The sequence below is a fragment of the Archangium gephyra genome, from assembly GCF_049060025.1.
GTDB classification, from domain to species: Bacteria; Myxococcota; Myxococcia; order Myxococcales; family Myxococcaceae; genus Archangium; species Archangium gephyra_A.
The window spans coordinates 7,918,988-7,943,219 of the sequence record NZ_JBMEQQ010000002.1 but is presented as its reverse complement, the minus strand read 5'-3'; the positions used below and the strand labels follow the sequence as shown (position 1 = coordinate 7,943,219).

25 protein-coding genes and 2 pseudogenes are annotated in these 24,232 nt (G+C 69.0%); 15 read left to right on the top strand and 12 right to left on the bottom strand.

The features are described from left to right. Positions 1–3: 3 nt before the first annotated feature. The 5 genes from ACN28I_RS34855 to ACN28I_RS34835 form a co-directional block, all read right to left on the bottom strand. Positions 4–1,182 (bottom strand): HlyD family secretion protein, encoded by a 1,179-nt coding sequence (locus tag ACN28I_RS34855; protein ID WP_420946219.1) that lies wholly within the window; start codon positions 1,180–1,182, stop codon positions 4–6. A gap of 224 nt (positions 1,183–1,406) precedes the next feature. Next, on the bottom strand, positions 1,407–2,603 hold the full coding sequence (locus ACN28I_RS34850; protein ID WP_420946218.1) for a cytochrome P450: 1,197 nt from the start codon (positions 2,601–2,603) through the stop codon (positions 1,407–1,409). Between the two features lie 99 nt (positions 2,604–2,702). Beyond that, on the bottom strand, positions 2,703–3,875 hold the full coding sequence (locus ACN28I_RS34845; RefSeq protein ID WP_420946217.1) for an ABC transporter permease: 1,173 nt from the start codon (positions 3,873–3,875) through the stop codon (positions 2,703–2,705). Continuing rightward, on the bottom strand, positions 3,872–4,606 hold the full coding sequence (locus ACN28I_RS34840; protein ID WP_420946216.1) for an ATP-binding cassette domain-containing protein: 735 nt from the start codon (positions 4,604–4,606) through the stop codon (positions 3,872–3,874). The genes ACN28I_RS34845 and ACN28I_RS34840 overlap by 4 nt, the downstream gene beginning before the upstream one ends. Before the next feature lies 1 nt (position 4,607). Further along, entirely contained in the window at positions 4,608–6,125 is a 1,518-nt protein-coding gene (locus tag ACN28I_RS34835; protein ID WP_420946215.1) for an alpha/beta hydrolase, read from the bottom strand. Positions 6,126–6,210: 85 nt separating this feature from the next. Here ACN28I_RS34835 and ACN28I_RS34830 point away from each other — a divergent pair, with 85 nt between their 5' ends. From ACN28I_RS34830 to ACN28I_RS34805, 6 genes and pseudogenes are all read left to right on the top strand, one after another. Continuing rightward, entirely contained in the window at positions 6,211–7,053 is an 843-nt protein-coding gene (locus ACN28I_RS34830) for an LEA type 2 family protein (protein WP_420946214.1), read from the top strand. A gap of 99 nt (positions 7,054–7,152) precedes the next feature. Continuing rightward, positions 7,153–7,545, top strand: coding sequence for an aspartate 1-decarboxylase (panD, locus tag ACN28I_RS34825; RefSeq protein ID WP_420946213.1), 393 nt, complete (start codon positions 7,153–7,155; stop codon positions 7,543–7,545). Between the two features lie 117 nt (positions 7,546–7,662). Beyond that, complete coding sequence (locus ACN28I_RS34820; RefSeq protein WP_420946212.1) at positions 7,663–8,106, top strand: hypothetical protein; 444 nt, start codon at positions 7,663–7,665, stop codon at positions 8,104–8,106. Positions 8,107–8,121: 15 nt separating this feature from the next. Continuing rightward, positions 8,122–8,739 carry an EcsC family protein gene (locus ACN28I_RS34815; RefSeq protein WP_420946211.1) on the top strand — a complete coding sequence of 206 codons (618 nt, stop codon included), beginning with the start codon at positions 8,122–8,124 and terminating at the stop codon, positions 8,737–8,739. 18 nt (positions 8,740–8,757) lie between these two features. After that, complete coding sequence (locus ACN28I_RS34810; RefSeq protein WP_420946210.1) at positions 8,758–9,258, top strand: GGDEF domain-containing protein; 501 nt, start codon at positions 8,758–8,760, stop codon at positions 9,256–9,258. A gap of 464 nt (positions 9,259–9,722) precedes the next feature. After that, positions 9,723–9,962, top strand: a pseudogene (locus tag ACN28I_RS34805) (OB-fold protein); the annotation flags it as partial. Positions 9,963–10,021: 59 nt separating this feature from the next. Here the strand turns inward: ACN28I_RS34805 and ACN28I_RS34800 are convergent. Genes ACN28I_RS34800 through ACN28I_RS34790 form a run of 3 tightly spaced genes read right to left on the bottom strand, consistent with a single transcriptional unit; the run spans position 10,022 to position 12,674 of the window. Continuing rightward, complete coding sequence (locus ACN28I_RS34800; protein ID WP_420946209.1) at positions 10,022–11,140, bottom strand: hypothetical protein; 1,119 nt, start codon at positions 11,138–11,140, stop codon at positions 10,022–10,024. 16 nt (positions 11,141–11,156) lie between these two features. Then, positions 11,157–11,807, bottom strand: a complete 651-nt coding sequence (locus tag ACN28I_RS34795) for a serine/threonine protein kinase (protein ID WP_420946208.1) — start codon at positions 11,805–11,807, stop codon at positions 11,157–11,159. Positions 11,808–11,819: 12 nt separating this feature from the next. Then, the gene (locus tag ACN28I_RS34790) at positions 11,820–12,674 is read right to left on the bottom strand and encodes a DUF2381 family protein (protein WP_420948775.1); all 855 of its coding nucleotides are present in this window, start codon (positions 12,672–12,674) and stop codon (positions 11,820–11,822) included. A 522-nt stretch (positions 12,675–13,196) separates the two neighbouring features. On the opposite strand from ACN28I_RS34790, the gene ACN28I_RS34785 reads away from it, so the two are divergent. The 6 genes from ACN28I_RS34785 (at position 13,197) to ACN28I_RS34760 (ending at position 16,196) form a co-directional block, all read left to right on the top strand. Continuing rightward, positions 13,197–13,538: a hypothetical protein gene (locus ACN28I_RS34785; protein WP_420946207.1), complete on the top strand. Its 342-nt coding sequence runs from the start codon at positions 13,197–13,199 to the stop codon at positions 13,536–13,538. A gap of 214 nt (positions 13,539–13,752) precedes the next feature. Then, the gene (locus tag ACN28I_RS34780; RefSeq protein ID WP_420946206.1) at positions 13,753–14,556 is read left to right on the top strand and encodes a hypothetical protein; all 804 of its coding nucleotides are present in this window, start codon (positions 13,753–13,755) and stop codon (positions 14,554–14,556) included. Positions 14,557–14,625: 69 nt separating this feature from the next. Continuing rightward, positions 14,626–15,138 (top strand): transglutaminase domain-containing protein, encoded by a 513-nt coding sequence (locus ACN28I_RS34775; RefSeq protein WP_420946205.1) that lies wholly within the window; start codon positions 14,626–14,628, stop codon positions 15,136–15,138. A 29-nt stretch (positions 15,139–15,167) separates the two neighbouring features. After that, on the top strand, positions 15,168–15,410 hold the full coding sequence (locus ACN28I_RS34770) for a hypothetical protein (RefSeq protein WP_420946204.1): 243 nt from the start codon (positions 15,168–15,170) through the stop codon (positions 15,408–15,410). 65 nt (positions 15,411–15,475) lie between these two features. Next, positions 15,476–15,817: a DUF2188 domain-containing protein gene (locus ACN28I_RS34765; protein ID WP_420946203.1), complete on the top strand. Its 342-nt coding sequence runs from the start codon at positions 15,476–15,478 to the stop codon at positions 15,815–15,817. Between the two features lie 133 nt (positions 15,818–15,950). Next, positions 15,951–16,196 (top strand): hypothetical protein, encoded by a 246-nt coding sequence (locus tag ACN28I_RS34760; RefSeq protein ID WP_420946202.1) that lies wholly within the window; start codon positions 15,951–15,953, stop codon positions 16,194–16,196. A 369-nt stretch (positions 16,197–16,565) separates the two neighbouring features. Here the strand turns inward: ACN28I_RS34760 and ACN28I_RS34755 are convergent, their stop codons facing one another. Both ACN28I_RS34755 and ACN28I_RS34750 read right to left on the bottom strand, forming a co-directional pair. Continuing rightward, complete coding sequence (locus ACN28I_RS34755; RefSeq protein ID WP_420948774.1) at positions 16,566–16,736, bottom strand: helix-turn-helix domain-containing protein; 171 nt, start codon at positions 16,734–16,736, stop codon at positions 16,566–16,568. 394 nt (positions 16,737–17,130) lie between these two features. Next, positions 17,131–18,090, bottom strand: a pseudogene (locus ACN28I_RS34750) (sigma 54-interacting transcriptional regulator); the annotation flags it as partial. A gap of 278 nt (positions 18,091–18,368) precedes the next feature. Between ACN28I_RS34750 and ACN28I_RS34745 the strand changes: the two are divergent. Then, the gene (locus ACN28I_RS34745; protein WP_420946201.1) at positions 18,369–18,824 is read left to right on the top strand and encodes an FHA domain-containing protein; all 456 of its coding nucleotides are present in this window, start codon (positions 18,369–18,371) and stop codon (positions 18,822–18,824) included. Here the strand turns inward: ACN28I_RS34745 and ACN28I_RS34740 are convergent. Beyond that, positions 18,790–20,370, bottom strand: a complete 1,581-nt coding sequence (locus tag ACN28I_RS34740) for a sigma-54-dependent Fis family transcriptional regulator (RefSeq protein ID WP_420946200.1) — start codon at positions 20,368–20,370, stop codon at positions 18,790–18,792. The genes ACN28I_RS34745 and ACN28I_RS34740 overlap by 35 nt on opposite strands. A gap of 218 nt (positions 20,371–20,588) precedes the next feature. Here ACN28I_RS34740 and ACN28I_RS34735 point away from each other — a divergent pair, with 218 nt between their 5' ends. Together ACN28I_RS34735 and ACN28I_RS34730 are read left to right on the top strand one after the other, a co-directional pair. Next, positions 20,589–21,725 (top strand): FHA domain-containing protein, encoded by a 1,137-nt coding sequence (locus tag ACN28I_RS34735; protein ID WP_420946199.1) that lies wholly within the window; start codon positions 20,589–20,591, stop codon positions 21,723–21,725. Continuing rightward, on the top strand, positions 21,610–21,984 hold the full coding sequence (locus tag ACN28I_RS34730; RefSeq protein WP_420946198.1) for an SUMF1/EgtB/PvdO family nonheme iron enzyme: 375 nt from the start codon (positions 21,610–21,612) through the stop codon (positions 21,982–21,984). Before ACN28I_RS34735 ends, ACN28I_RS34730 begins: the two co-directional genes overlap by 116 nt. Here the strand turns inward: ACN28I_RS34730 and ACN28I_RS34725 are convergent. Next, complete coding sequence (locus ACN28I_RS34725; RefSeq protein ID WP_420946197.1) at positions 21,968–24,184, bottom strand: hypothetical protein; 2,217 nt, start codon at positions 24,182–24,184, stop codon at positions 21,968–21,970. The genes ACN28I_RS34730 and ACN28I_RS34725 overlap by 17 nt on opposite strands. Between the last annotated feature and the right edge of the window lie 48 nt (positions 24,185–24,232).

Here is a 24,232-nt window from a genome sequence, read left to right as displayed (position 1 = left end):
GGGCTAGCTCCCGCCCTTCGGTTGCGGCACCTGGGCCGGGCCCTCGAGCCCCTGCCCCATGGTGCGGAGCACGAGCCGCATCGGCGTGGCCCGCCCCACCACGATGTCGAGGGTGCCCGGCAGCCCGTGCTCGAGCGGAATGCCCGGCGGCAGCGCATCCACCGAGAGCTCGACCCGCACCAGGCCCTCGCGGACCTCACTCGCCACCGCGACCACCGTGGCCTCGAGCATGCCGAACTCCGTCCAGGAGAAGCCCTCCAACCGCATGCGTGCCGGCTGGCCCGCGCGGATCCGCCCCAGGGCCTCCGGGGTGAACTGCGCGACGACGCGCACCGGCCCACCCGCCACCACCGTCGCGATGGGAGCTCCCGCCGCGAGCCGCGCGCCCACCCGCACGGAGCTCGTCTCACCGAGGACTCCTTCCGCGGGTGCTCGCACGACCCGGCGCTCCAGCTCCTCGCGCAGACGCTCCAGGGTGGCGCGTGCGACACGCTCCTCCGACTCGAGCCGCGCAATCTCCCCCCGCAGCGCGGCGAGGCGGGTGCGCCGGTCCGTGGACTGCATCGTTCCCTCGGATCTCACCCGGGACAGGGAGGCACGCGCGGCCTGCTCGGCGGCCACGGAGCGCTCCAGCTCCGTGCGCACCCGGCTCCACTCCATCTCGCTCACCACCCCGCGCTTCCAGAGCTGCTCGAAGCTGGCCGCCTCCTTCCTGGCGCGGCGTGCCACCGCCTCGGCATCGGTGAGCCGGGCCCGCGCCTCCTCCACGCCCGCGGCCCCCTGCCCCTTCTGCTCCACCAGCGCGAGCTGCTCGGCCTCGAGCTCCGCGCGCGCCGCGTCCAATTGCGGCCCCAACCCCTGGAGCACGGCCTCCGCCTCCGCCACGTGCCGCGCCTCCTGGTCACGCTCCAGCTCGACGAGGACATCCCCCGCGCGCACGGACCGGTGGAGCTCCACCCGCGTCCCCACCACCCGGCCATCCACGGGGGCATCCACCGCGTACACCTCGCGATGGACCTCCAGCCGCGCCTGCACGCTGCGCTCGTAGACGGTGACCCGCGCCTGGAGGAACCAGATGGCCCAGACGCCGATCAGCCCCACGGGCAGCAACCAGAGCACCGGCCGTCCCCGCCGGCGCCGCAGCGCGCGCCACGTGCGCGGGAACAAGCCTTCAACCTTCATGGAGGACCCCAGGGAGGACCCTCATGCGCTCCCCCTCGTGCTGGATGGAGGTGCCCGGCGAGACCGGCACCGCGGGGATGGAGCCCGCCCGCCGGTTTCGTGAGGCACGCCCACGCACGGAAGAGACAGCCCGCCCGTTCTCCAGGCAGGCGCGGCGGGAGGAGCTCGAATCACCAGGGCCCTGGCGCCGTGCTCACTCCCGCCCTACACCCTCCCCGCGCCCCTTAGAGCGGGGTGAAACGCAGCGGCAGCGAGGTGGGCGCGCGGAAGAACAGCGAGTGCATCCACTGAATCTTGTCGGTCGCGAGCTCGAACCGGCTGAACGAGGCCAGGATGGTATCCAGCGCCACACGGGCCTCCATGCGGGCCAGGGGCGCGCCCAGACAGAAGTGGATGCCATGGCCGAAGGCGAGGTTGGCCTGGACGCCGCGCTCCGGATTGAACTGCTCCGCGTCCGGGTAATGGGCCTCGTCGCGCAGGCCCGAGGCGAGCGAGAGCAGCACGGGCGAACCCGCGGGCAGCTTGACGCCCCTCACCTCCGTGTCCTGCATGACCAGCCGCATCGCGAAGTGGTTGGGCGGCTCGTAGCGCAGCACCTCCTCGATGAACGGGTTGATGAGCACGTCATTGGTGCGCAGGCGGTCGAACCACTCCGGGTTCTTGGCGAGGATCAACGCGATGTGGGTCAGCAGGAACGTCGTCGTCTCCAGGCCCGCCACCAGCAGCAGCGACAGGAACGACAGCAGCTCCTCTTCCGTCAGGCGCTCGCCATCCACCTGGATCTGGAGCAGATCGCTCACCAGGTCATCCGTGGGCTTCTGACGGCGCCGCTCCAGCACCTCGCGGAGGTAGACATCCATCTCCTGGAGGGTGGTGCGCACCTGCTCCTGCCGCACGACATCATCGAGCGCCACGGCCGGCGCGCCGCTGATGTCATCCGCCCAGCCCTTGAAACGCTTCTGCAGCGCGGGATCCACCCCCAGCAGCAGGGCCATGAGGTTGGCGGGCATCGCCAGGGCGAACTGGGGGATGAAGTCCACCGTCTCCGACTGGAAGAGCATGTCGGTGAGGCGCATGACGACATCGCGCGCATACGCCTCCATGCGGCCCACCATGACGTTGGTGAAGGCGCGGCTGATGAGGTTGCGCAACCGGCCATGCCGCTGCGGCTCCGCGGCGATCATCGAGTCGACGAGCGGGTTGCTGCGGCCCAGCCAGGGGGGCGCCCCCGCCATCCGCAGCGCCGAGGACGAGTAGAGCTCCGGATTCTTGAAGGCCGCGACGATGTCCTCATGCCGCGTCAGCATCCAGAAGCCATTCGGATCTACCTGGCACACGGGCGAATCACGCCGAAGTCTCGCGTAGTGCGGGTAGGGGTTCTCGCGAAAGTCAGGATCGAACAGGTTCAGCCGCTGGCTCATGAATTTTCTTCCCGAGGTGTAGAGCGGTAGGGCGAGGGGGGGCTCTTGGACAAGACATAGCTGAAAGCCCCTCCCACTGGGGAGTGGGAGGGGAATGACTCAGGAGCGGCCGAAGACGATCTTCTCGTCGCTCAGCAGCCGGGAGATGGCCGCCAGGCAGACGGCCGCCAGCGCCACGCAGCCCACCGTGCTCAGCACGAAGGGCAGCAGCCCCAGCGGCTCGCCGCGCATCAGCTCCGAGACCAGCAGCTCCTGGCCCAGCACCGGAACCACGTACATCCACATCTGGCTCTGGATGGGAGAGAGGGCCAGCATCATGCCCGGAATCATCGGCAGCATCATCAGGAGCTGCAGGTACGTCTGGGCCTCCTTGAAGGAGCGCGCGAAGGTGGCCACCAGCATCTGCATGGCCGACGCCAGCAGCGCCAGCGGCAGCACCGCGCCCATCATGCCCACCGCCGCCGCCGCATCCAGGCTCACCTTCACGCCCAGGTCCTGCAGCGGCACGCGCTTGGCCACCAGCACGAAGGCCACCGCCACCACCACCACCATGGTGCAGGAGAACACCGTGGTGGCCAGCCACTTGCCCACCACCAGCGTCCCGCGCTGCACCGGGTTGAGCAGCAGGGGCTCCAGCGAGCCGCGCTCCCGCTCGCCCGCCATGGTGTCGATGGCCACGTTCAACCCGCCCATGAAGCAGGCGATGACCAGGAAGAGCGGAATCATGTTGAGGATGCTCGCCGCCAGCCGCTCCGGCGTGGCCAGGTCCACCTCCTCCACCCGCACCGGCGAGGCCAGCTCCGGCGCCACCCCGCGCGCCATCAACCGCTGCGTGCCCAGCACGCCCGCGTACTGGCCCAGGAGCTGCTGCGCCCGGCGGATGGTGAAGCGCGCCTTGTTGCGCGAGTTGTCCATCACGAGCTGCACCTTCGCCGAGCGTCCCGCCGAGAAGTCCTTCCCGTAGTCCTCGGGGACGATGAGCACCGCGTCCAGCGTGCCGGCCTGGATGCGCGCCTCGTAGTCGGACGGAGCATCGGAGAGCTGCACCCCGTAGCGCTCCAGGAAGGCCATCAGGCTGGGGGCGTGGGCCCGCCCCACCACGGGCAGCTCCAGCGGCTTGTCCTGCCGGTTCCACGAGGCCACCATCGTGAACATCGCCGCGAAGATGATGGGCCCCAGCAGCGAGCCGCCCAGCACGCTCATCACCGAGCGCCGGTCGCGCAGATGGTCCCTCATCTCCTTGCGGAATACCGCCGTCAGGAGCGCCCTCACTGCATCAACCCCTGGTCACTGCCGATGACCGTCACGAAAGCCTCCTCCAGGCTGTCCTTGCCCGTGCGCGCGCGCAGCTCGTCCGGGGTGCCCTCCGCCACCACCCTGCCCCGCGCCACCACCACGATGCGGTCGCACAGCGCCGCCACTTCCTGCATCACGTGGCTGGAGAACACCACGCAGTGCCCCTGCTCGCGCAGCCGGCGGATGAGCGTGCGCACCGCGCGCGTGCTCATCACGTCCAGCCCGTTGGTGGGCTCGTCCAGCAGCACGTTGCGCGGCCCGTGCACCAGCGCCCTCGCCAGCGCCACCTTCATGCGCTCGCCCTGGCTGAAACCCTCGGTGCGCCGGTGCTCTATCTCCTTCATCTCCAGCAGCTCCACCAGCTCGCCGATGCGCTTGTCCAGCGTGGTGCCCGACAGGCCGTGCAGCTCGCCGGCGTAGTGGATGTGCTCGCGGGCCGTCAGGCGCGGGTAGAGGCCGCGCGCGTCCGGCAGCACGCCGATGGAGCGGCGCACCTCCAGCGGCTGCTCGGCCACCTCCAGCCCGTCCACCTTCGCGCTGCCCTTGTCCGGGCGGATGAGCGTGTAGAGCATCCGCAGCGTGGTCGTCTTGCCCGCACCGTTGGGCCCGAGCAGTCCTGTCACCACCCCGTCCTCGGCGCGGAAGCTCACGTCCTCCACCGCCGTCACCGCGCCGAAGCGCTTGTGCAGGTTCGTCACTTCGATCATGTCAGGGCACCGGGCCGGCGAAGGAGGTGAAGAAGGGGGGACGATTGAGGCCCTCGCCGCACTTCGACGCGAGCCCCTCCACGCTGGCGCGGTTGACGAAGTCCGCCATCAGCGCGCGCGCGCACCCGATGGAGCTCGTCCCGTGCCCCACTCCGGGCAGCGTCACGTGCAGGCTGCGCGTCAGCGTCTTCTTCGCGTCGTCACCCCACGAGGGCGGCGTCACGGGGTCCAACTCTCCGGAGAGCAGCAGCACCGGCACGTCCGACTTCACCGGCTCGCGGTAGTCCTTGGGCAGCTCGCCGCGCGGCCAGAAGGCGCAGGGCAGCAGCATGTTGCTCACCCCCGCCTCGCCCAGCCACGTGCCCTTCGCCTCGCGGGAAATGGCCTCGGGCGGAATGTGGGGGGCGTCCTCCGCGCACACCACCGAGAGGAACATGCCCTGGCTCAGGTTGCCCCTCACGCCGCTGCTCATGCTGTGGTGGATGGCGACGAGCGGCCGCCAGTCGCCCTGGGTGGCCCGGTCCAGCACCAGCGGCACCAGCGACGCCGCCTCGGGCATGTAGAGCAGCCCGCGCAGCACCCCGGTGAAGGCATCCCGGGAGAGGACGAGTTCCTCGGGCACGCCGGTGAGCGGGTGCTCCACCTTCGTGCGCACGGGCGCCTGCTGCAACTGCGCCAGCAGCGCGTCGAAGCGGCCGCGCAGCTCCGGGTAGCGCTTCGCGCACTGCGCGTCCTGCTCGCAGTGGGTGAAGAGCAGCTCCAGGGCGCGCTGGCTGTCGCGTGCGACGTAGAGGGGCAGCAGCAGCGACATGGGCGCCACGCCCTCGAGGATGACGGAGCGCACGTGCTCCGGGTGCTGGCGCAGGTACACCAGCGCGGCGCGCGTGCCGTAGGAGACGCCGTACAGGTTGAGCTTCTGGTAGCCGAGCGCCTCGCGCACCTCGTCCAGGTCGTCCATGGCGATGGGCGTGGTGTACAGGCGCACGTCCGCGTCGTAGCCCGCCAGGCACTTGCGGAACTCCTCCTCGTAGAAGGTGGCGTCGAACTGTTTGGCCAGCGGCGCGTCGGGCGGCACCGGGTCGCACTCGAGCGGCTTCGAGTCCCCGGTTCCGCGCTGGTCCACGAAGACGAGGTCCCGCGTGCGCTGGATGCGCTCCAGCACGGGCACCATCTGTCCGGCCAGCTTCGCGGCGCCCTGTCCGGGGCCACCGGCCAGCAGCACCAACGGGTCCGGCTCCGGCGAGGCCGCGAGCGCCGGCACCACCACCACCTTCAGCGGCACCTTGCGGCCCTTCTTCGCCGCGCGGTCCTCCCACACCTCGTGGGTGCCACACAGGGCCTGCCGCCCCACCCCTTCCAGCCGGCAGGGCTCGAGCGCCATCCTGCGCGCGGGCTCCGCACCCGCACTCCGGGTACAGGCGGGCAGCGCCAGCAGGGCACACAGGACGGCGGGCAGGAGCCGGGAAAATCGGTCGTGCTTTCTCACGGGAGCAGACTTACCACCCCTGCCGGGCCCCATGCATTCCCCCCTCGGGTGGCGGCCCGCTCCACGAGCCGGTTTGAATTGCTCGGCTCCCCGCGCGTCCGCTGACAAGCTCATGACCATGACCCTGAAGAACCGTCCCCTCCTCCTCCTCGCGACCCTCGGCCTCGTCCTGCTCGCTGGCTGCGCCTCGATGCAGAAGATGCTGAAGAACGCCTTCCAGAAGCCGCGCCTCACCTTCAAGACGGCGCGCCTGACCAACGCCTCGCTCTCCGACGCCACCGTCGATCTCGTCTACCAGCTCGACAACCCCAACCCCCTGGGGCTCTCCCTGGCCTCCATCGACTACGCCTTCTTCGTCGAGGACAAGCAGGTGGTGGCCGGCACCCCTCCCAAGGGCCTGAACATCGCCGCCAAGGGCAAGTCCGAGCTCGTCTTCCCCGCCAACGTGAAGTTCGCGGACATCGCCCCCGTGGTGACGACGTTCCTCACCAAGGACAGCGCCCGCTACAAGGCCCAGGGCAGCATCGGCATCAAGACGCCCATTGGCGTGCTGAAGTTTCCCCTGGCGCACGAGGGCGTCTTCGAGGTCCCCAAGATTCCCCAGGTGCAGTTCGAGGCCCCCCGCATCGCCAACGTCACCCTGCAGGGCGCCACGGTGGAGTTCCCCATCACCGTGAAGAACCGCAACAGCTTCCCGCTCCCGGTGGGCGGAATCAGCGGCGCCCTCAAGGTGGCCGGCTCCAGTGTGGGCAACCTCAACACCGGTGACCTGGGCCTGCTGGAGCCCGGAGGCACCAGGCAGCTCACCCTGCCCCTCACCATCAACTTCCTGAGCGCCGCCAGCGCCGCCAACGCCCTGCGCTCGGGCGGCAATGCGCAGGTGAAGTGGGACGGCAAGCTGCTGTCGGGCGGCCAGAACGTGCCCCTGGACGTCTCCCAACTCCTGAATTTCCGGCGTTAGCAGGGAGGGCAAGGGGCCGGACGGGCGGACGAGCCATTGAAGGTTGTCCCCCGTCGCGTCAGCCGTTACGGTTGCGCGGCATTCTTCCGGGCCCCCCTCATGCGCCGAATCCTCTTCAAGTCGAAAATCCACCGCGCGACCGTCACCCAGGCCGACCTGGATTATGAGGGCTCGGTCACCATCGACAGCCAGTTGCTGCGCGCCGCCGACATCCTCCCCTTCGAGAAGGTGGCGGTGTGGAACGTGACGCAGGGCACCCGGCTGGAGACGTACGCCCTGGAGGGCGAGCCGGGCAGCGGCGTCATCTGCATCAACGGCGCCGCGGCGCACCTCAACAAGCCGGGGGACCTGGTCATCCTGGCCACCTTCGCCGAGGTGGAGGAGCACGAGGCGCTCAACTGGAAGCCCACGGTCGTCTTCGTGGACGAGAAGAACCGCATCGTGCCCGGGCGGACGGAAGAGATTCCGGGCCCGGCGCGCCGCATCGCCTGAGCAGCGCAGAACGCTCGCCGCTTCCCACCGCTTTACGCTCCGGCGCGGGCTTGCCATGCTCGTGCGTCCATCCTTTTGGAGCAACGGGCGGTGTGCCGCCCCGGAGGCGAGGACGCGATGAAGTGGACCTGGGCATGCGGAGGCCTGCTGCTGGTGCTGGCGGGCTGTACCACCGACCGGGAAGCCTTCCGGCCCAACCCCAATGACGAGGATCCGTTCGTGGGGGCGGTCCCCCTGGTGCGCTCGCCGCTGAAGGACCGGTGCGAGCAGCACGGCCGCTCGTCGGTGCGGGGCAACTGTGACGAGGCGAAGTACCTGGCCACCGAGTACACGCGCCGGCTGTCGGTGGGTGACGAGGTGTGCCTGGAGGGTGGCTTTGGTGACGAGCCGGGCTCGGGCTGCAAGGCGCGGGCGGCGGTCATCGACACGGCGCCCAACCGGGTGAAGCTCGAGGTGCGGACGGCGAAGCCGGACTCGCGCTGGTTCGACGCGGAGATGCGTCACGCCTGGTACGAAGAGGGCGCGTTGGTGGACCTTTACCTCGCCGAGCGGGGTTACTGAGGGGAGGAGAGACAGATGGCCTTCTATGACCCCATCGCGGACAAGGTGAAGCAGCTCACGCCGGCGGAGCTGAAGAAGCTGGCGGACACGAAGCTGGCGGACCTGGTGCAGCAGGAGGTGCCCCGGGCGCGCAAGCGGGTGTTGGAGCTGGAGCAGCGCTATCCGTCGGCGGGCGTGCGCGAGCGGGCGCAGCGCATCATCGACGAGAAGAAGCACGTGGCGAGCATGACGGGCGGGGTGTTCGGGGCGTTTGGCCTGCTGGGCTTGCCGGCGGACCTGACGGTGATGGCCTGGCTGCAGCTCACGCTGCTGGTGGACGTGGCCACGCTGTACAAGGTGAACCTGAAGAGCGAGCGGGCGCGCAACGAGCTGTTGGACCTGTACGGGTACACGACGGGAGTGGGTCCGATCCAGCGCACGGGGCCCCGGGTGCTGGGGAAGGTGGCCGAGGTGCTGTTGAAGAAGGGAGGCCTCCAGACGTTGGGGCGGGCGATGCCTTTCGTGGCGGCGCCGGTGACGGCCTACCTGAACAACCAGCACATCCAGAAGGTGGGAGACCACGCGGTGCGCTTCTACGAGGGCTTCGACAAGGCGCACGCGAAGACGAAGGCGGCCTCGCGCAAGACGGGCTGAACCCCGTCCCATCCGCCCATGACCCAACACGCCCCCCACGTCTGTCCCCTGACGGGGGCGTACCTGCGCCCCTACTTCGAATCCTTGCTGGCGAAGGGGGTCTCGGACGCGACCCTGGCGCGGATGCCCCTGACGGTGCTCTGGGTGGACGTGGACGAGACCCAGGAGGGCAACGATGCGCACGGGCGCGAGGTGATGGACGCCGCGCTGAGTGAGCTGGTGGACGAGCTCGCGGAGGAGCTGGACGGGCGCGGGCCCATTGGCCGGATGGAAGGGGATGCCTTCGCGGCGAGCCTCTACGCGGTGACGCCGGACATGGGCGTGAGGCTGGCGGAGGGACTGCGGCGCCGGCTCACGGAGAAGCGCTTCCGCTCGGAGACAGGCGGCTTCCACCTGACGGCGTCGGTGGGGGTCGCGGGGTTGAAGCCCGGAGAGCCCTACGGCAACCTGCTGGACGCGGCGGAGACTGCATGTGTCCAGGCGAAGCAGGCGGGGCGCGACCGGGTGGTGGTGCGCTAAAGAGGCTCGGAAAAATAAATGTTCCAATTGAATCGGAGCCCAACTCGGAGTGGCGATTACTTTCGGAATACTCTTTCTTCCGAGCCTCCTAAGCCCCCAGTGGGGATGTGACGGATGCTCCCTCTCCCCTCGGGAGAGGGCGGGGGTGAGGGTGCCCGAGCCTGTTCTTCAACCCGTGGCACGCAGTGTGGGCAGGGGGTTCAACCCGGGTTCACTTCGACCTTACCCATTTTCCGGAGGGGTCGTAGGCGCAGAAGCTGACCGTATTCGGTGTCCAAACGCGGGGTGCTGTGGCTACCTGTAGCGTCATGCTTCTTGCGGCCCCCCGCAAGACCTGGGAGGTTCCCATCTATGACGAACCCCCTGTTCGTTCCGGATTCCGAATTCTCCTGGATAGATGATGTTCTGGCGCATCCGCGCCGCTATCCGTCCTGGATGTATAAGAATGCGCTGATTACAAGGGCCGCATCATCCAGACGACGGGCATCGTCCGTGACGTGAAGCGGGACATTGTCGACAGCCTCTACGTGACGCTGGGCACTGGCCAGCAGCTTGAGATTCCCGTGGTGCAGTGCCTCTTCGACGACGTCCACGTCAAGAAGGCGGCCTCTATCTCCCCGGGCGCGCGCGTCACCATCCGCGGTCGCGTGAGCGGGCTGCTGATGAACGTCGTCGTTCGGGAGTGCGAGTTCGTCGGCCTGTAGTTGGTTGGCCGGATGGATGGCCGCCTCATCGCTCATCCGAGGCGGCTCCCAGGGGCCCCTCAGGGCCAGCGCCAGACGGCGCTCACCGGCACCTCGCGGTTCAGCACTGCGGCTCCCTCCTTGGAGCCCTCCCGCTTGGGCACGCGCCCGTCCGGGTTGCCCAGCACGATGCACACGGGGAGCTTCCGCCCATCGGGCAGCACGGCCAGGGTGTAGTGCCCCATGACGGCGGCGCGCTCCACGTTCGTCTCGAGGTCGTAAATCCCGGGCCCCGTCCAGAGACGACCGTGCAGCAGCGTCCCCTCGGGCATGTTGCCGTCTCCCACCGTGAGGCGTCCGATGACAGGACCATCCGTGTAGACGCCCTCCTCGCTCATATCGCCGGGCTGATTGATGTCCACGACGGCCTGAAGGCGGCTGGCCGTCCGGATCTTCAGCTCCTGGAACATCGCCTCGGTTGCCTCCTTGGGGCAGTCCGCAGGCGCGGGAGGCTTCACCTGGGCGGCGGGGCAGCCGATGCCGGCGACGGCGCACAACCAGGCGGCGAGGAGACTCGAGGGGGTGGAGGGAGGGGTGGACACGGGTGGGATTCCTTTCTCGGGGCCAGACCCAGGCAGCAGCGCCTCGGGTGAGGGCGCGAGTGTGGAGTGCACCAGCCACAAGGCAAGGCCGAGCACGGTCAGGCTCGCGAGCAGGACCAGAGGCCACCTCGCGCGGCGCGGGCGGACAGAGGCAGCGGACGCCTCCTGACGCACCTCCTCCTGGCTCTCTTCCTCCTTGGGCGGCTGAGCCTCTTCCGGAGCCTCGCGTACCGGTTCCGGCGGCTGGGCCAGCTGCACCTCCATCTCCTGGGGTGATGGCTCCACCGGACTGCCCTCAACGGTGAAGAGCGGCACCTTCCAGGCCGGGGACTGCCTCACCTTCTCGACGGCCGCCTCCAGAGCCAGGAGCAGAGCGTCGGTATCCGGGTACCGGTCCTCGGACCGTTTCTCCAGCAGCTTCAGGGTGATGTCACTGAGGGCGCGCGGTGCCAGGGGGTTGAGGACGTGGGGGGCGGTTGGGGGCACCGAAGCGATGGCAGCCAGCAGTTCCTTGTCGGGCAGCTCCGGGTTGAAAGGGTGGAGGTCGGTGAGCCCCTGGTAGAGCAACACCCCCAGTGCGTACAGATCCGCGGGCACGCCTCCCTGGAAGGGTTCACCCCGCTTCCACGCCTCGGTGCGCGTGTAGGCCAGGAAGCTCGGGCGGCACCAGGTGCAGGACTCCTTCGGGCAGTCCCAGCGTCTGGGTGAGGGCACCCGGCAGGCGCACGGTGCCGAAATCGATGAGGAAGGGCCTGCCATCCTGCCGGCGGATGAGGATGTTCTCCGCCTTCAAGTCCCGGTGGTACACGCCGCGTGCGTGCAGGACGCCCACGGTGCGCACCACACTGGAGAAGGTGTCCGCCAGCTCAACGGCGTGAAGGGGCTTCCTCCACCGCCACCGGTGCCAGTTGTCCCCATCCACGAAGTCGGTGACGAGGAATGGGTAGCCCTGGGTGGGGTTGGGCCAGAAGTCCACCGCGTACACGCGCAGCAGGTTGGGGTGGGAGGCGTAGGTGAAGAGGGCTGCGGCCTCGCGCGCCAGGCGTCGGTAGGCGCTCGTCTCCTCCACGTACTGCTCTTCCGTGAGCTCCTCCGTGGATTGGTTGAGGGGGAGCAGCGCCATCTTCATGGAGTACGGGTGGCCGTCGCGCTCCACCTTGAAGACGCGGGAGGAACCTCCCCTGCCCAGCACCTGGACGATGAGCCAGGGCCCTATCCTATGGCCGGGTTGGAGGTGGTCCGGGTGCAGGGCTTCCATCGTCATGGGGCCTGCCTCCTAGAGAGCCACGTCGAGGATGGGGAGTCGCCGGACGCCGCTCTTGTCCAGCAGTTCGAGGCGGAAAACCTCACCCACCTTCCAGTAGGGGGACTCTGGCTCCACCGCGACGAGGCCCTCCTCACCCGGCGCGAGCTGCGCCTTGTTCATGTCCACGGAGAGCACCTTCACCGGCGCGCCGTCCGCGCGGGTGAGCCGCGCCTTACCTGGCACCCAGGGCTTCTGTCCCGGAAGGTTGTGCACGCGGACAACGGCGAGCGCCCAGGGGCCGGCGCGATATCCCTCCCCGCCCGCCACCTTCAACCCACCCTGGATACCGGTGGGTACATCCTCGGTGCGCCGGACTACCACTCCATTCCAGTCGATTCGGCCCGAGAACACGAGCCCGGCAGGGCCGCCCACTCCGTACTGGGCCTTCAGTGCCGCGAGCTCCGCCTCCTTCTCCGCCAGCGCCGCTTCCAGAGTCTCAAGGGTACGCGGGCGGCGCACCACCTCTACCTCCTTGTCCACCAGCGTGGGGTGGGAGACGAGCACGAGTGTGGCCACCGCCGGGGAGGCGCCGTCCTTGTAGCGCACCCGCACCACCAGCCTCTCTTCGGGACCCAGCTCCAAGGCGGGCTCAAGGGTGATGGTGCGCTCCCCCGGGTCCACCACCCGGAAGCGCGTTGCCCGCCCCTCTACCTCCACCGAAGCCCTGTCGATGGGGGCGTCGAAGCGGAGGTAGGTGGCGACGCCGGCCGCCACCCGCGTCTCCGGTGCTGGCTCACTGGGGTTGCTGGGGAGGACAACCTGCCGCTCCTGGCGCTCACGGGCCGGGGGCTGGGTCTGGGCTGCAGAGGGCAACCCAAGGGACAGAGGCAGAAGGACGAGGAGCGGAAGGGGCGGTGGTAGTGCCAGGGTGGTGAACCTCTCCGGTTCACCGTAGCAGATGCCGCACCCAGGACAGCCCTCACCAGAAACGCCTATGGCTCTACGGAGAGGTGGCGAAGCTCCTGGCCTCTGCTCACCGAGCACCTACATCCGCTGAATGGAACTGGAGAGAAAGTCAAGCCCAGTGACGATTGGACTGGACAACTGCAGCGGGCGTGCTAACGTGCGCATCCCCCAAAAGGAGAGGGGGCACAATGCAACGAAAACCAGCTGCAAGGCTGGCTTCCGCAGCGCTGCAACGCCGCGAAAGCCTGATGAACGTGACGCAGCACCAGGAAACGGACATGTCCCAGGCCGATTTCGAATTTATATATACATTGCTTTGGGGGACCGTCAAGCACTCTGACGCAGTTTGCGTCACTCTGCGTCACTCTGCGTCACTCTGCGTCACTCTGCGTCGCTCTAGGGTGCTGGCTCCTTTCGCGGGTACGAAAGGAGGGCCCCTGAATGTCACCGAAGAAGAACCCCGCCGATAAGCGCCTGATGCAGGCGCGGGCGCGTGCCTTCATCGCCAGCATGGAGGCCCAAGGCTACGCCCCCATCCCCTACCGCCGTTGGACCAGGCGCTTCAGGGCGGAGGGCGTCGACGTCGTGCATGGGCCCGTGTCCACCACCCGCACGGGGAACTGGGCGCCCAAGTCGTTCGTCGAGACGCTCAGGGAGAACCGGCGCAGCCCGGATTTCTGCGCCCTGCGCTTCCACCGCCAAGTGGAGGAAGTGGTGTGGGAGGTGCTGATGCGGGGGGTGCTGATGGACGACAACAGCTCCCATCCGCAACAGGCTCCCTGACCTGCCCACCGGCGACATCCACCGTGGCGTCGCCGGTCCCGTAGTCCAGGGGCGTTGGTGTCAGGTCCGCGTTGTCGATGCACACCCACCGCTGATTCCGGTGCGGGTGCTCCACGCATCACCCCGGCCCGCCTTCACCACGAAGGCGGGCCGGGTCTCCCATCGCAACACCCACAAACCTTTTGGCCCCCGCACGTGGGGCAGGAGTTACGCCGTGAAGAACCAGTACAAGTCGTACCCGTCCATTCCGCCCGGGAAGAAGCTCATCTTCCGCTGGTCGTTCATCGACCCGCAGACGGGCGCGAAGATCGTCGCCCGCAACCGGCCGTTCCCCATGCTCGTGGATGACGTGCCCGAGCAGCGAGCCCGGCCCAGGTCCGCGAAGGGCCGCATGGCCAAGCCCGTGCAGCGGCCTCGTCCCGTGGCGGTCCTCACCTCCAAGCCGGTGCAGTGGCCCCAGGCGGCGCTCACCGTCCAGCATCCCCGCCCTGTGCAGCCTCCGCACATGTCGGCGGTGACGGTGGTTCCTGCCCCCACGCAGCCCTCCAAGCCGCACCCGGGGACGCACGGCGATGCACTCAACGTCATCGGCGCGTTCGCCGGTGGAACTCGGGCCGCTCGCCAAGCGCCTACGGGGCAGTCCGAGGGTAGCACCTTCCTCGAGGTGCTGGGTGGTGCTCTCGGCGGTGCCGGCGCCACCTACGTGTCGGCCGGCATCGGCCAGGCCATGCCCAAGGAGCACAACACCATCACGGACGACCTCGCGGAGAAGGCGGAGGCGCACGGGGCCGAGTTCGCGCAGCAGCTGCGGAAGCTGGCCGACGAGCTCGACGAGTGCGCGGCGGCGGAAGCGGGTCCCAACGGCAACGGCCTCGCCCAGGTCGGCTTCCTCCTGCTCGAGGGGCTGATGCGCATCGGCGCTGGGATGGTGAACGGCGCTCCGGCTGGAGCACGGGCCCACCTCACGCTGGTGAACCCCACCGACAAGAACGTCCAGAAGCTCGTCAGCAACATCTAACCCCACCCGTCCCTTTTCGCCCCACGGCTCCACCGCGGGGCGCTTTCCCCAAATCTGGAGATGTCTCAAATGTTCAACCTTCCCGAAGCCTACAGCGTGCCGTTCAACAAGGAGGCGCACCACGACGCCGTCCAGAAGTTGGTCCGCCCCAACGAGGTGGCCCACCTCTTTCCGTATGTCTCTCCGGCGCAGGCGCTCTTCCTGCCGCCTCTCGCCGAGCGGGTGGCCGGGTGGCTCAAGCAGAAGTTCATCACCGGGGAGTTCAGGTACCAGCTCGATCCTCCTGCTTTCGACTACTGGTATTCGCCCGCCGTCACCCTGCGGCGGCGCGCGGGGGATTGCGAGGACTTCACCCTCCTCGTGGTCTCGATGCTCGTGTCGCAGGGCGTCTCCGCAGATGTCGCCATCGGCTCCGTCTGGAGCGGCGGCTCCTTCGGTGGTCACGCGTGGGTGGAGGGTGCAGATGCCATCAGCGGCTTCCTCATCGAGGGCACTTCGGGCGACCTCTACCGGCACACTCGCCCCGACGAGTACAGGCTGATGTGGAAGATCACCCCCAACACCGTTCGCCGTGCGGCCTGAGCCACCACGCCAACCTCGCGAAGGAGTCCATGATGATCGCCAAGTGTCCCTGCTGTAAGTACAAGGTCGACGTCGGCACCCGCGTCGGCGGCAAGCTCGGGCTCGCCACGGCGGGCGCCATGTTGGGCGCAGGCGCCCTCAAGAAGAACCCGCTCCTCGCGCTGGCGCTCGTCGCCGGCGGCGCGGTGCTCGGCAACTGGGTGGACAACAACGTCCTCCCCAACTGCCCGAGCTGCCGCGTGGCCCTGCAACTGGTGAGCACCGCCATCTAGTTCAACACGTCGGCCTCGCGCTCAGTTCGAGGAGCGCGAGGCCATCTCCAAAAGGAGCCGCACTCGTGACGAGGACGCAAGATGAACTCCTGTACTACGAACTCTGCATCAAGCTGAACCTCCCCGATGTCACACCTGCTGCAACCCAGAATGACCCGAATACGGAGGCAGTCATGTCGAAGAAGGGCAGCGGCAACGTCCACACCGTCCCGAACGGCTCTGGTTGGTCCAACAAGGTGAACGGCGAGGTCGTGAGCAACCACCGCACGAAGGAGAACGCCGTCGAGCGCGGCCGCTCCATCGCGCGGGGCAACGAGTCTGAGCACGCCATCCACAACCGGAATGGGCAGATTGGACAGAAGAACAGCTACGGAACCGACCCGCACCCGCCGAAGGACAAGCGGTAGGCGCCGACCCCGCATCGGTGAGGTGAGCTCCACGTCACCTAGCGGGAAGGCGGCATGCAGCCCAGGCCGAATCCACGTTCGGCTCCGCGCTCACGTGCTGGGCGCGGAGCCTCATTCAGAAAGGACAATACCCATGGCACAACAGCAACAAGGACAGGAGGTCTACGACGTCTATGTCATGGCCTTCGGCAAGATCATGTCGGGAGTGCAGATGGCCTCCTTAGACTTCAGGGACCCAGTCACCGTCGGGTACACCCCCACCTACAAAGGGAAGCAGTTGGTTGCCGCCGCCTTGGGCGCCATGCATGCAAAGCGCACGACCCCGGTATTAATGACCAAGAGTGAGTTGGAGGCAGCGGTCGACAAGTGCATGGAGTGAGTGGCCACGGCCGCTCCGCTTCACCTTGCGGCGCTCGTCTCCAATCATGGGCGAGCGCCGTTTTCTTTGTGGGTTGCTGCGCGCCCCCGCGCCGCCGGCCTGTCCTGATAGGCTCGCCATCACCAAACCCAATGGGTGTTGAGACTGACGGAGCCCAAGTCCGCCCGCGCACTTCCGGTGTTGAGGACTGCTCTCGCCGTGAATGCCCGTCCTTCTCACTCACCGCCCGGATCTGCTCCCTCGGGCCCCAGAAAAAATGGGTAAGGTCGAAGGGTTCACCCGACACCCTCACCCCGTCCCTCTCCCGGAGGGCGAGGGGAAATTGTCGCAGTTGTCAGCGGATGTTCCCAAGGACCGCGCCCACGTCCCTCACTCGATACCGAACGCCTTCATCCGGGCCTTGAGCGTATTGACCGCGATGCCCAGCTCCTGCGCCGCACGGGTCTTGTTGCCCTCGTGCTTCGCCAGTGCGCCGCGAAGGTCTTCCTCGGACAGATCCGCGGGCCGCTTGCGCACGACCGTGGGCACCTCCACGGTCATCCGGGGCGCGGGGGCGGAACCCTGTCCCTCGAACCCCGCCTGCCGCTGGAGCAGATAGGCCTTCACCGCCTCCAGCGTGATGACGGTCCGCCGGTGCTCGATGCCCTCGATCGACTGGAGCGCCACTTCGCGGGCCACCACCGTCCGTACCGTCGACTCCAGCTCGCGGATCTGCCCCGGCCAGCTCGCCTTCTGCAGGTAGGCGATGGCATCGCTGGTGCAGCTCGGCGTCGTACTGCTGCTCCACCTTGAGCCGGTGCAGGAAGGTCTCCACCAGATTCGGGATGTCCTGGCACCGCTCCTCCAACGTGGGGAGGATGATGACGTCCCCCGTCGCGAGCCGCTGCGTGAGGTCCGGCCGCAGCCCCGTCTGCTGGAGCGCCACCTTGGAGGCGGAGATGAGCCGGAAGCGGGGCGGCGGCTCGCGGAAGTCCGCGGGGGCACCCAGCGGCGCGAAGCTGCCCGTGCCCTCCAGCACGTCCACCAGGAAGTCCTGCGCGAGGCGCGGCAGGAACTCCACCTCGTCGAGGAAGAGCGTGCCCCCGTTGGCGCTGTAGAGCTTGCCCACCCGCGCATAGGACGCATCCGTGAACGCGCCCTTCACATGCCCGAGCAGCTCGCTGGTGAGTGCGTTGATGTCCTGGGGCAACCGGCCACAGTTGAGGATGACGAAGTTTCCCTCGAGCCGGCTCCGGCTGTGGATCTCCCGCGCGATGAATGTTTTTCCCGTGCCCGATTTCCCCAGCAGGAACACCGGGAGCTGGTGCCGCGCACAGACGTTGATGGCGCGCTCGAGCCGGGCCGTCTCGGGCGACTTCGCCTGATGGGAGCGCGCGCCCGCCACCAGTCCGTGCGGCACCTCCTCCAGCACGGTGATGCGGCTGCGGCTGTTGCCCAGCAGGATGACGTCCCCGGCCTCCAGCACCTGGTCCCTCGAGGCCCTGATCTCCTGGAAGTGCCTGCGCTCGTCTCCCTCCACCTCCACCTCGCTGCGGCCCAGGAAGCTGTGGTTGCGCGAGTTGAGATCCCGGTACACCCAGCGGTGATCCTCGCGGAACGACAGCCGCCCGTGCTGCCGCGACACCGCGTCATGCGGGAAGACGACCGTGGACTCCGGCGCCCGCCCGAAGACGTACGAGCGGTCCGGATACAGGGGGACGATCAGATCCTCGATGCCCTCGCGCTGCACCCGCAGCGCCCGGGGCTCGCGGTACGGCGCCTCCTCCACCTCCTGCCCGGCTTCCGGCTCCCCCAACGTCCTCAGCCGTCCATCGCTGGTGGCGGACAGGTCGGGCGTCCAGCGGGGCTCCGGCGACTCCGTGAGCGCACGGATGGAGATGCTCGTCTTCTCCATCGAGGGGCCATTCAGCGTTCCGCCCTGCGCCTCCTCCTGCGCCTCCCCGCCCTTCCCTTCGCCAGACCGCTCCCGGGTCGTCATGCGGCTCCCCCTTCACGCGGACCGCCATCAGACTTGATGGCAGCTTTGACGAGTCGATACTGACAGGTCCCCCTGTCACACGCAGCGGCCCGGCGTAAGTGCCTGGAACGACTCGGAATCGGCCCTACGTGGCTCCCGGCATGGGCCGTGCTCTGTGCTGGGGAGACAGCCCACCCTCTCCATCGGGAGCACACATGTTCGTCATCACTGTCGGGCGTATCGGAAAGAGTGGCAAGCAGACGGGGACCCTGGCCTCGCGCGAGGTCAGCATCGGCCGCGCGGAGGAGAATGATCTCGTGCTCGAGGACGGGCTCGTCTCCCGCCTGCACTGTCGGCTGGTGTCCGTCGAAGGCGGAGCCGTGGTGATGGACGAGGGCTCGAGCAACGGCACCTGGCTCAACGGGGAGCCCCTGGCCCATCCCACCTTCATCACCTTCAACGACGAGCTGGTCATCGGCCCCTACGTGCTGCGGGTGCAGTCACTCGTCGGACGCTGCACCACCGGGAGGACGCACCTCCACACGGAACCGCTCGCGCTGGCCGGGGACGAGCGCCAGGGGCCCTACCTGGACCGGGCCCACCTCGAGCGGGTGCCCGTGCGGCTCCCCCGCTTCGTCACTCAATCCCGAGCGCCTTCATCCGCGCCTTGAGGGTGTTGAGCGCGACCCTCAGCTCCACGGAGGCCCGCGTCTTGTTGCCCTCGTGCTTCTCCAGGGCGCGCCGGATGTCCTCGCCCGTCAGGTCACCGGGGCGCTTGCGCACGGGCGCGAGCGCTTCCACCGAGGGCCGCGTCCCCCGCTGCGCCGGCTCGGAGACCGGGCCGCCGAAGCCCCGCTCCCGCTGCTCCAGGTAGGTTCTCACCGACTCCAGCGTGACGAGCGTCCGGTGGCGTGCGAGTCCCTCCAGCTCCTGCTGCGCCGCCTCGCGGGCCACCACCGTCCGCACCGTCGACTCCAGCTCGCGGATCTGCCCCGGCCAGCTCGCCTTCTGCAGGAAGGTGATGGCCTCCCGGGTGAGCTCGGCGTCGTACTGCTGCTCCACCTTGAGGCGGTGCAGGAAGACTTCCACCAGGTGGGGGATGTCCTCGTGCCGCTCCTCCAGCGTGGGGAGGATGATGAAGTCGCCCGTGGCGAGCCGCTGCGTGAGGTCCGGCCGCAGCGCCGTCTGCCGCAGCGGCACCTTGGAGGCGGAGATGAGCCGGAAGCGGGGCGGCGGCTCGCGGAAGTCCGGGGGCGCGCCCAGCGGCGCGAGGCTGCCCGTGCCCTCCAGCACGTCCACCAGGAAGTCCTGCGCGAGGCTGGAGAGGAACTCCACCTCGTCCAGGAAGAGCGTGCCCCCGTTGGCGCTGTAGAGCTTGCCCACGCGCGAGAGGGACGCACCGGTGTACGCGCCCTTCACGTGTCCGAGCAGCTCGCTGGTGAGCGCGGCGGTGTCCTGGGGCAGCCGGCCGCAGTTGAGGATGACGAAGTTGCCCTCCACCCCGCTGCGGGTGTGGATGTCCCGCGCGATGAACGTCTTCCCCGTGCCCGACTTCCCGAGCAGGAACACCGGCAGGTGATGGCGGGCGCAGCGCTCGATGGATCGCTCCAGTTGCGCCGTGACGGAGGAGACCTCCTTCCTCACGAGGGGGGCGGCCACCGCGCCGGGCGGCACCTCCGCCAGCAGGGTGATGCGGCTCTTGCCGTTGCCCAGCAGCACCACGTCCCCGGCCTCGAGCACCTGGTCGCGCGAGGGGCCTACCCGCTGGAAGTGCAGGCGGGCGTCCACCGGGCCCTGCTCGTCCGTGCGCCCGAGGAAGCTCCCGTTCTTCGAGTTGAGCTCCCGGTACACCCAGCGCTGGTCCTCGCGGAAGGACAGCCGCCCGTGCTGCCGCGACACCGCGTCATGCGGGAAGACGACGGTGGACTCCGGCGCCCGCCCGAAGACATACGAGCGGTCCGGGTACAGCGGCACCGTCAGGTCCTCGATGCCCTCGCGCTGCACGAGCAGGGCCTTGGGCTCCCGGTACGGCGCCTCCCAGCCCCGAGGCTCCTCCGGAGGGGCTTCCCCGGGCCGGGGCTCGCGCATCAACCGCTCGTTGTGCGTGTCCAGGTCGGCATCCGGGGCGAACGGGCTCGTCGAGGGCACGGCCTGGTAGGTCCTGCTGCGCGAGGGCCGGCTCGGGGTGGAAGGCGACTCGTCGTCACCGGTCGTCATGGGCGCTCCCGTGGGCGGCTTGCGCGACTGCACTGTCACGATTGATAGCAGTTTTGACAGGCATTTGCCGTCGGACTCGGGATATAGGGGCGCCCCCGGGGCCCGAAATGCCCGGATGTACGGGGTAGCCCGTAAAAAGCCCGAGTTGGCACGCGGTGTGCTTGGAGTTTCGGCGGCTGCCGGGAGATGGACCGGCCCTCCCACCCAGAGGAGCACGCGTGTTCAACATCACTGTCGGGCTCATCGGAGAGAGCAACATGACGACGGGCACCCTGGCATCACGTGAAATCGCCATCGGGAGGGATCCGACGAACGATCTCGTGCTCGACAGCGGGAGCGTCTCTCGCACCCACTGCAGACTGGTCGCTATCGAGGGGGCAGCCATCGTGCTGGATGAAGGCTCGAAGAACGGAACCTGGCTCAACGGCAGGCCGGTGGCGCACCCGTGCGTGCTGAAGTCCGAGGACGAGCTCGTCATCGGCCCGTACATCCTGCGGGTGCAATCGCTCGTCGGCCGGGGCCTGGCCGCGGTGCAGGAGCTGGGGGTCAGGCTATACCCGGGGCCTTCGCAGGAATTGGGCGAGTCCCGCGAGAACACGGTGGTGTCCCGGGGCCTGTCCACGCTCGAGGAGCGGCGGCAGGCGCTGCGCTGGCTGATGCTGGAGCAGGGCCCCAACCCCCGCTTCGACGACGTGCTGCGCGCGGCCCTGAAGGACGCGGATCTGGAAGTGCGCATGACGGCGGTGCTGGCGGCCGCGCGGCTGCGGGCGCGCGACGTGCTCCCCGCCCTCCAGTCCTCGGACCTGCCTGGCCTGCTGCAGGAGGTGGACGAGCCGCGCGAGCGCCGTTTCCTCGAGGCGCTCTGGCAGGGGGTCATCCGGTACCTCCAGGAGCGCAGGCACCCAGGGGACAGCGTGCCGGGGAGGGATCCGCTCCGCCCCCTGTGGCGGCTGCTGGCCGGGGAGCTGGAGGTGACGGACTCCGCCTCGCTGCTGCTGCACTCGCTCACCACGGCCCTGTCCATGGGCAAGATGCCCCGGCAGCTCCCGCCGGGCGTGGTGCAGCAGGACGGCCGCTTCTTCCTGGAGCGCTCCGGGCTGCCGCTGCGGTGGATTGCCCCCGTGGAGCACCTGCTGGGCGCCAACCCCGTGCGCCGCGTCACCTCCCCGGGCTTCTTCGTGGCCCAGGTCCCTGTGGACAGGCCTCTGGCGAGGTGGGTGGGTAACCCACAACCCACCCGTGTCGCGCTTGACCACGAGCAGGTGTGGCTTGGCTCCTTCAAGGAGGCCGAGCGGCTGTGCGAGGAGCTTCTCCCGCATCGAGAATGCACACATCCGCCTCCCAAGTGCGGATGAGTGGGAGATGGCGGCCCGTGGAACCGACGGACGTCGCTACCCGTGGGGAAACCTCCCACAAGAGGATTGGGAAGAGTGTGCCTCACCGTGGGGAGTGGAGTACCTCGTGGGGGACGTGCCGGAGTGGACATTGGAGCACGAGACGGGCACGCAGCTCCTGCGCGGCGGGGTGGAGGCGCGCACGTGGGTGCGGCACCCCGTGTACCCGGGCGAGGAGGAGTTCGCCGCGGCGCTGCGCCCCATCATCCCGGGCGTCTGAGCGTCACAGCTCGCGTCCACCCGGACACAAGCCGCGTTCGCGGGCCCGCTGCTGTGCTTCGGGGCCCGCGGTGAGCCACTCGCGCACGGCGTCCACGCGGGCCCGGAGCGCGGGGCTGCCCGCCGCGTGCTCCAGCCTGGCCACGTCGAGATCCGTCAGCGCCCAGCTCAGCGGGGCCGTCTCGCCGAGGCTCGAAGATGGCGGTGGTGAAGAAGCACGGCTCTGCCCCGTTCAGCTCGTCCTGCACCATGCTCAGCAACTCGTCGTTGCGGAAGGACATGCTGGACTCGCGCGCCCGGAGCACCGCCTCCAGGGGTGAGGTGAGCCCGCCCATCAGCCCGTCCGCGCCGTCCGCCTGCAGCTTCGTGCGCCGGCCGTTGCCCAGGTGGTCGCGAATCTGGATGAGCACCACGCCCGAGGTGCACTCGCGCACCCAGTCGCGATGGGCGTGCAGCCACTGCACCGCCAGGTCCACGCCGTAGTTGTCGTAATAGCCCGCGTCCACCACGCGCACGCGCGGAGAGGTGGGCAGCGAGCTCGCCGGGCTGACGTAGGGGAAGGACGCGCTCATGCGCGCCGCGGCCGCCACCGGGAAGGCCCGCTGCTTGAGGGGGAAGAGCTGGAAGAGCTGCACCCCTGAGAGCGACAGCCGGGACAGCGCCTGCTCGCGGGGCCCATCGCCGTTGCGCTCCACCACCAGCGAGCTCGCCTCCGAGGACGTCAGCGGCGACAGGTCCAGGTTGCTCACCAGCAGCCGCCGCCCGTCCTCCACCAGCATGGGCGAGTACACCAGCGAGGGAAGCCAGCCCTCCGCCTCGCCCTGGCGCAGGTCCCCGAAGGTGCGCCCCAGGAGGCCGCCGGTGTGCCGGATCCACGCGTTCTCCAGGGCGCGGCCGCGGCTCTCACCGAAGGGCAGCAGCAGCGCGATGGCCGCCGACGACAGGCTGTCCTGCTGCATCATCGCGGGCAGCACGCCCGGCTCGCCCAGGCCTCCGGGGTGGAGCCCGGCCACCCAGGTGCCCGCCCCCACCATGCCGCCCGAGGCTCCGGTGACGAGGCGCACGTAACGGTGGAAGCCCGGCACGCCCTCGGGGCCCTGCAGCCTGGCGAGCACATGCGCCGTCCACGCCGCGGCGCGGATGCCACCTCCACTCGTCGCCACCAACGCCAGCCGAGGCCTCGGCCCCGGCTCGCAGCGCGGCACCGCCTGCCCCGAGGCGAGCTGTACCTCGCCCTGCGTGGGCCACACCGCGCCGGGAGGAGGCTCCGCCCGCATCCGCGCCAACCACGCGTCCAGCACGGCGCCGTCCCCCAGCAGCCCCGCGTCCTGGGGAGAGGCGAGGCTCGCTCCCGCGTACGCGGGCGGCTGGGGCAGGGACAGCTCGTCGTAAGAGGAGACGTCCGCACACCCGCGCCCGGTGAACACCACCAGGAAGCCCGAGAGGAGGAGCGCGCCCATGTGCCGCTCGGGGAAGAAGAAGCGGATGGCCCCGTAGACGGCGCCGCACAGGCCGATCGCCACGCAGATGACCACGGCCGGCGACACCCACCCGTGGTTGCCCGTGAAGGCCACGTGCGCGGCCGCCAACAGGTAGCCCAGCAGGAAGACGGCGAGCAGCCCCCCCTGCAGCACGTGCAGCACCACGATGAGCGTCGAGCGCCTGCGGAAGAACGTCGCCTCAATCCACCGCAGCCAGGGGTGGCGCTGCCGGTCCGACTCGTACCAGCCCTGCAGCCACTCGGCGCCGCGCGTGAGCAGCAGCATGACGCCCAGCGCGGCCAGCACGCCGAAGAGGAAGGCGAAGTGCCGGTCGATGAGGCACGGAATGCTGAGCACCACCAGCCAGGCGGGATAGGTGCCGGTGCGGAAGAGGTACCAGCGGATGGTGGGCGGCACCCCACCCGGCTTGCCGCGCCGGGGCGCCAGGGCCCACTTCTCGTCCGCGTCCAGCAGGTAGCCGATGAAGCAGAGCTGCCCCAACAACATCGCCGCCATGAAGGCCGCGACGAACGTCACCCGGGGCACGTCATGGAAGAAGAGGCTCGGCAACCCCAGCGACTCGAAACCGCCCCAGACGATGCAGACGGGCAGCACCTGGAGCACCAGCAGCAGCGGGCAGCGGCCCAGCCACTCCACCAGGGGACGCAGGGGCTGTGCCGTCTCGCCCCGCCACCAGGACCGGACCCGTTCCAACGCCATGGGCCCAAGCCTGCCCCAGAACGGCACCCGCTTGAAACGCGGGGCCCC

Excerpts from the sequence above, each read along its gene's own strand:
- ACN28I_RS34855 (WP_420946219.1), bottom strand. The coding sequence starts at position 1,182 with ATGAAGGTTGAAGGCTTGTTCCCGCGCACGTGGCGCGCGCTGCGGCGC.
- ACN28I_RS34850 (WP_420946218.1), bottom strand. The coding sequence starts at position 2,603 with ATGAGCCAGCGGCTGAACCTGTTCGATCCTGACTTTCGCGAGAACCCC.
- ACN28I_RS34840 (WP_420946216.1), bottom strand. The coding sequence starts at position 4,606 with ATGATCGAAGTGACGAACCTGCACAAGCGCTTCGGCGCGGTGACGGCG.
- ACN28I_RS34835 (WP_420946215.1), bottom strand. The coding sequence starts at position 6,125 with ATGGGGCCCGGCAGGGGTGGTAAGTCTGCTCCCGTGAGAAAGCACGAC.
- ACN28I_RS34830 (WP_420946214.1), top strand. The coding sequence starts at position 6,211 with ATGACCCTGAAGAACCGTCCCCTCCTCCTCCTCGCGACCCTCGGCCTC.
- panD (WP_420946213.1), top strand. The coding sequence starts at position 7,153 with ATGCGCCGAATCCTCTTCAAGTCGAAAATCCACCGCGCGACCGTCACC.
- ACN28I_RS34820 (WP_420946212.1), top strand. The coding sequence starts at position 7,663 with ATGAAGTGGACCTGGGCATGCGGAGGCCTGCTGCTGGTGCTGGCGGGC.
- ACN28I_RS34815 (WP_420946211.1), top strand. The coding sequence starts at position 8,122 with ATGGCCTTCTATGACCCCATCGCGGACAAGGTGAAGCAGCTCACGCCG.
- ACN28I_RS34810 (WP_420946210.1), top strand. The coding sequence starts at position 8,758 with ATGACCCAACACGCCCCCCACGTCTGTCCCCTGACGGGGGCGTACCTG.
- ACN28I_RS34795 (WP_420946208.1), bottom strand. The coding sequence starts at position 11,807 with ATGACGATGGAAGCCCTGCACCCGGACCACCTCCAACCCGGCCATAGG.
- ACN28I_RS34785 (WP_420946207.1), top strand. The coding sequence starts at position 13,197 with ATGTCACCGAAGAAGAACCCCGCCGATAAGCGCCTGATGCAGGCGCGG.
- ACN28I_RS34775 (WP_420946205.1), top strand. The coding sequence starts at position 14,626 with ATGTTCAACCTTCCCGAAGCCTACAGCGTGCCGTTCAACAAGGAGGCG.
- ACN28I_RS34770 (WP_420946204.1), top strand. The coding sequence starts at position 15,168 with ATGATGATCGCCAAGTGTCCCTGCTGTAAGTACAAGGTCGACGTCGGC.
- ACN28I_RS34760 (WP_420946202.1), top strand. The coding sequence starts at position 15,951 with ATGGCACAACAGCAACAAGGACAGGAGGTCTACGACGTCTATGTCATG.
- ACN28I_RS34755 (WP_420948774.1), bottom strand. The coding sequence starts at position 16,736 with ATGACCGTGGAGGTGCCCACGGTCGTGCGCAAGCGGCCCGCGGATCTG.
- ACN28I_RS34745 (WP_420946201.1), top strand. The coding sequence starts at position 18,369 with ATGTTCGTCATCACTGTCGGGCGTATCGGAAAGAGTGGCAAGCAGACG.
- ACN28I_RS34740 (WP_420946200.1), bottom strand. The coding sequence starts at position 20,370 with ATGACGACCGGTGACGACGAGTCGCCTTCCACCCCGAGCCGGCCCTCG.
- ACN28I_RS34725 (WP_420946197.1), bottom strand. The coding sequence starts at position 24,184 with ATGGCGTTGGAACGGGTCCGGTCCTGGTGGCGGGGCGAGACGGCACAG.